The organism is Ferrimicrobium sp., assembly GCF_027364955.1.
Taxonomy (GTDB): Bacteria; Actinomycetota; Acidimicrobiia; order Acidimicrobiales; family Acidimicrobiaceae; genus Ferrimicrobium.
In genome coordinates this window covers 1-5,268 of record NZ_DAHXOI010000055.1, presented here as the reverse complement: position 1 = coordinate 5,268, position 5,268 = coordinate 1, and the positions used below count along the sequence as shown (strand labels likewise).

4 protein-coding genes are annotated in these 5,268 nt (G+C 56.3%); 1 reads left to right on the top strand and 3 read right to left on the bottom strand.

What is annotated here, in order from left to right; translation table 11 throughout:
- Positions 1 to 92 precede the first annotated feature (92 nt).
- Positions 93 to 707: a metallophosphoesterase family protein gene (locus M7Q83_RS13790; RefSeq protein WP_298340101.1), complete on the bottom strand. Its 615-nt coding sequence runs from the start codon at positions 705 to 707 to the stop codon at positions 93 to 95.
- Between the two features lie 550 nt (positions 708 to 1,257).
- Positions 1,258 to 3,549 carry an arylsulfatase gene (locus tag M7Q83_RS13785; RefSeq protein ID WP_298340098.1) on the bottom strand — a complete coding sequence of 764 codons (2,292 nt, stop codon included), beginning with the start codon at positions 3,547 to 3,549 and terminating at the stop codon, positions 1,258 to 1,260.
- Between the two features lie 58 nt (positions 3,550 to 3,607).
- On the opposite strand from M7Q83_RS13785, the gene M7Q83_RS13780 reads away from it, so the two are divergent.
- Positions 3,608 to 4,714: a lysylphosphatidylglycerol synthase transmembrane domain-containing protein gene (locus M7Q83_RS13780; RefSeq protein ID WP_298340095.1), complete on the top strand. Its 1,107-nt coding sequence runs from the start codon at positions 3,608 to 3,610 to the stop codon at positions 4,712 to 4,714.
- Between the two features lies 1 nt (position 4,715).
- Here the strand turns inward: M7Q83_RS13780 and M7Q83_RS13775 are convergent, their stop codons facing one another.
- A complete protein-coding gene (locus tag M7Q83_RS13775) occupies positions 4,716 to 5,126 on the bottom strand; it encodes an EAL domain-containing protein (protein WP_298340092.1) in 411 nt (136 codons plus the stop codon).
- Positions 5,127 to 5,268 lie beyond the last annotated feature (142 nt).

The following is a 5,268-nucleotide window of genomic DNA, read 5'->3' as shown; positions in this document are numbered from 1 at the left end:
GTAGATACCAACTGGGATAACCAGGTGTAAGGGTTGAAAATTCCTTATTGAAGGAATTTCTGGCTAGGGACACTAGGCAACGTTACCGGGTTTTAGCGCTTCCATGCGATCCGTGACAACTCTTCGGGACCAGCGTCGATCAACTCGATTAGTTCAGCCTCAGCGACCGGAACTCCACCCCAGGCATCGACCCCAACGTTGATCATCCGTTCACGCTGACGCCACTTTTCATGCACATGACCGTGGATGAGCCATTGACCCCGATCGATAGGCCGAAATTCGACAAAACGCTCCGTCTCCCGACTGTCCCCATAGTAGGGGAAGTGCGATACCGTCACCGTACGGTCACCGAGTTGGATTTCCTCTTCACTTCCCAGGAGTACGAAACCTGCCGCACTATACTCAGCACGCCATTGGTCGACTTGACTTTTTTTCTTGGTGCGTAACCCCTCCCAGCACCGATCATGATTCCCGGGCACCAGCAACTTCGTCCCATGGAAGAGCCCAATAAGTTTAAGCATCTCAGAGATGGCACCCATCGCGACATCGCCAAGCACATAGACCTCATCTTCGGGGTCTACCCGATCATTCCAACGCTCAATCAGATCGATGTTCATATCATCGATATTTCCGTAGGGACGATGGGTGTGGTGGAGAATATTCTCATGTCCGAGATGCAAGTCCGAGGTCCACCATCGCTGTGTCATATCTTTGAGCGTAGCGCAGGCGTGATCGCACGGCACAGGCCGTGAAGACCTACAGGCACAAGTTGTCGTGTGTAGGAGGCATCGGCCAGCCAGAACGCGCAGACAACCGTGGGGACCAACCATATTGCATCGATAGCGGCATGCAATCGACAGCGACGTGCAACTGGCCAGCGAGCTCTCCTATCCAATGATGGCCTGCGTGTGTCCTCGCTAAGTCTTCGGCACATAGTCGTTGCCGAGCTCAGTACCATCACCGATGCCCCTGGAGCTAGGTTGTGTTTACAGGATACACCTGTTGGAGATCATAAAACCGACCAGACATAGACTCTCGGCTGCCTCAAGGACGAGCTACCCCTCAGTGGCCCCATCGATCATCGATAGATCCCGGCCGACATCTCTACGTGTTCGTACGGGGATCGAGGAGGCTTATCTTGGTTTCAAGCGATCGATGCTGCAGCACCGCGCGTTCAGTCCTTTCACAACAGGCTCCAGACACATGCACGGTATTGTACCGACGCCGCCAACTTAGTGTTGGGCCCAACCCAAACCGTCACTGCTGGGATAAGATCGCCTCGATCTCCGCGAGTGGATCGCGCACCTTGGGGCCAAGTGCCTCGATGCGGGCCTGATGGATGCTGCCTGGGAACGAGAAGGGAGCCGCATAACCCTGCCCGACCGAGGGTCCCCACTCATAGCCACAGGTAAGTCCTGCGCCTACCCCGTTCCATCCCGCCGGCGGCACTCGATCAAAATGGAGAGACACGTCGGCAGAACCATCGAGTTGTAACAGCGCGTCTCCGCCATCTCGTTCGTCCTTGGTGAAGGAAAAGAGAACGGAGTGCGATCCAGCAGTGACCGGAGAGGAGCTCTTCAGCGTCGTGATGGATTTCCCGTACAGATTGAGGCTGTAGTGGACAAAGCCGTCGAGAAGATAGAGCGACCAGCCTCCTAGTGCCGAACCCTGTGCCAACAGGACACCCGCAGGGGGATCTCCTGGTTCCAAGGTGAAGTCGACGAACAAACGATGCGACCGGTATTTGAGATCGATCGCCACTGGCTCCGGGACCTGCGAAGCTCCCTGAAAATACCGCATCGTATCCACCGGTCCGCGTTGGTCGGGTTTGGGGTGCACCAGTGCCCAGAGCACGCGATTGTCCAGCGGGAGCACCTGGTTCTGCTCGGCCTCCCGCCACCATCGTTCCTTCATCGATTCGAGCAGTTCAGGGTATTCGCTTGCCAGGTCTCGTGTTTCGGTAAGATCGTGGGTGACATCGTAGAGTTCCCACTGGTCCTCATCAAAATCATCGTTGGGGTTCTTGTCATCATAGAGCGGGGCAATCGGATGGAAGGTGACAGCCTTCCATCCCTCGTGATAAAGAGCACGAGAGCCAAACATCTCGTAGTACTGCGTCGTTCGGGTCGCTGGAGCGCTGGCCGCGTGTGGAGCCAGAATCGACGCAAAGCTGGCCGAATCAACAGAGGTCTGCGGTACATAGTCGAGATGACTGGGTTCGGCTACCCCCAGCAGCTGAAGAATCGTCCCCCGCACGTCGATGGCGTGTGCGTACTGGTGGCGGATCTCTCCAATCGCTAGCGAACCCTTCGGCCAGGTAACAATACAGGGGTCAGCGACTCCGCCCTCGTGCACCTCACGCTTCCATCGTCGAAACGGTGTGTTGCCAGCCATCGTCCAGCCCCACGGGTAGTTATTGTGACTCGTTGGTCCCCCAATCTCGTCAATCCTCGCGTACATCTCGCTCGTCGTCGCAGGGTCAAGATTGGCTAGGCGCACATCATTGATGGATCCCTCCGGACCTCCTTCAGCACTTGCACCGTTATCCGAGACAAGAACGACGATCGTATTGGCGAGTTCTCCCAGATCGTCAAGAAAGTCCAGTAATCTCCCAATCTGGGCGTCAGTGTCAGAGAGAAAGCTCGCGAACTTCTCCATGAATCGTGCGGCCAATGCTGACTCCTCCTGGTTGAGCTCGCCAAAGGAACGAACCCAGTCGGGTCGCGGTGAGAGGACAGTCGCCTCGGGTAGCAACCCCATGGCAACCTGTCGATCAAACGTCTGCTCACGCCACCGGTCCCAACCATCGTCAAAGGCCCCACGATATCGATGCGCCCATCGTACGGGAGGCTGATGTGGTGAGTGACAGGCACCGGGGCAGAAGTACAGGAAGAAGGGACGATCAACTTCGACCGCCCGCAGGTCAGCGATGAACTCGATCGCGTGGTCAGTGAGGTCTTCGGTGAGATGATACCCCTCAGCGTACGAGCGCGGGGGGCGGATGGAGTGATTGTCATGATAGAGAGCAGGGTAGAACTGACTCGTCTCGCCCCCATGGAAACCATACCAGCGATCAAAGCCGCGGCCGAGGGGCCAAGACGACCTCGAGGCCGCCATGTGCGTCTCATCGTCGGGTGTCAGGTGCCACTTGCCGACCGCATAGGTGGCGAACCCAACGTTGCGCAGGACCTCCGAGAGAAAGCCGTTCTCCTTTGGCGGTTTTCCATAATATCCAGGAAAACCGATCGCCAGATCGGCTACTCTTCCCATCCCACTGCGATGATGATTACGACCGGTAAGCAGACAAGCTCGGGTAGGCGAACAGAGTGAGGTCGTGTGGAAGTTGGCAAGGCGGACACCCTTGTCAGCTAGTGCATCGATGCGGGGTGTTGCGATATTTGACCCATAGCAACCCAGCTGGGCAAAGCCTACATCATCGAGTACGATGAGCACCACGTTGGGTGTGCCGACTTTTGGCTTTGGTTGGGGCGGCCACCACGGTTCCGAGCTTCGCCAATCCTTGCCGATCCTCCCTTGGAACTCCTCCATGCCTCTCCTCGCTCCCCTTTAGCTTCAACCCATGCCACACAGCCGGTACGATAGGCCTATGGGCCTACAGCAACAGTCAAGACGGCTGCTTCTTCGTACCCTGCTCAGCGTCATCGTAATCGTCGTCGTTTTTGTGCTCCTCTTCGGCTCACGCTCGGAGCTCATCTTTGCCCTGCATCGGCTCACCCACCTCAGCTTTGCCTGGGCGTTCGTCGCCATTGGATCAGAGATCGCTTCCATCACGTGCTATGCACTCCTACAACGCCAACTCCTTACCCTCACCGGTCACCATATCCGTTTTTCCTCACTCTTTGGGCTCACCCTCGCCACCGATGCAATCGCCAACTCGTTACCCGGCGAACCGCTCTTCTCCAGCGCTTTTCGCTTCACGCAGTATCGCAGACACGGCGTCGACCGATCCAACGCCGCCTGGGTGATGGTAGCCGTGCTGGTTGCCCTCGCACTCGGCCTCTCCATCCTTCTGCTCATCGGAGTCTCATTCGCGACAATCCTGGGACGACACGGAACGCCTGATCTGGTCTTGACCCTCGTTGCGATCATGCTCCTCGTCGTGATGGTGATCGTCTTGACGCGTGTATCGCTCTGGCTATGGACCCTGAACCTCGTTGCCCGTGGCATCAAGCATGCCCCCCGTCGTGTTCGGCTGCCGAGCGAACGGGTACTCCAACGAGCCAACGACATGTTGGCCCACCTCCACATCGGTCCACGCGACGCGAGCTTGCTCGGGCTGCTTGGACTTGGGGAATGGGGATTTGATCTCGGTTGTCTGATCTTCATCTTTCCGGCACTTCACCTAGCTATCCCTTGGAGTTCCGTGGTATTAGCCTATAGCGCGAGTCAAATCGTAGGAATCCTACCGATCACACCGGGGGGCCTCGGAACGATCGAGGGGAGTCTGAGTGGGGTGCTGGTAGCCTTCGCCGTCAAAGCCCATGCTGCAATCACCGCGGTGCTGGTGTACAGATTGATCTCCTATTGGATCATCATTGCAGTGGGCTGGACCGCCTTTGTGATCATCTGGGTTTTCACTAGGCGAGACACAAAACATCAAGCTAGCTCAGCTCGTTCCGCGCTCATCGATCGGGATCCCACGACCGACCACGAAGGAGCCCAGAGTTCTTCCTCATGTAGCCACCGGCACTAGATCACAACACAGGCCAATGGACTTCACGATCGGGTTGGGCCGCTGGCTTGGCAAAGATAAAACCTTGGATCAGTGTCGCACCGAGGTCGATGACACAGCTCAGCTCAGCCACGGTCTCGACCCCTTCCGCGACAACTTCGATCCCCTCGCTCCTCACGGCTTGGATCAGCCCACCGACAAGTGCGCGCTTCAGGGGTTCGCTATCGATATCAGTAATTAGCTCTCGATCGATCTTGATGACATCTGGCAACAGACCCGCGATAGTGTTTGAACTAGTAGTATAATTATGTGGCGATTTGTGGAATGTTTGTGGCGAACCGTACCATACTGATAGTATGAAACTTTCGGAATACGCCGCTAAGAATGGGATCAAGTACAGAACGGCCTGGAATAGATTTAAACCTAGAACCACCGACCGACTCTGGGAATTAGTTCCCCAAAACTGAAGAAAGTGCCCTCTGAGCTGGTAGAATAGGTGTTAGAAAGCAGCCAAAACTACCAACCAAGGAGAACACTTTCTGTGACACGATCTTACCAGACTCCAGAAGGTATCG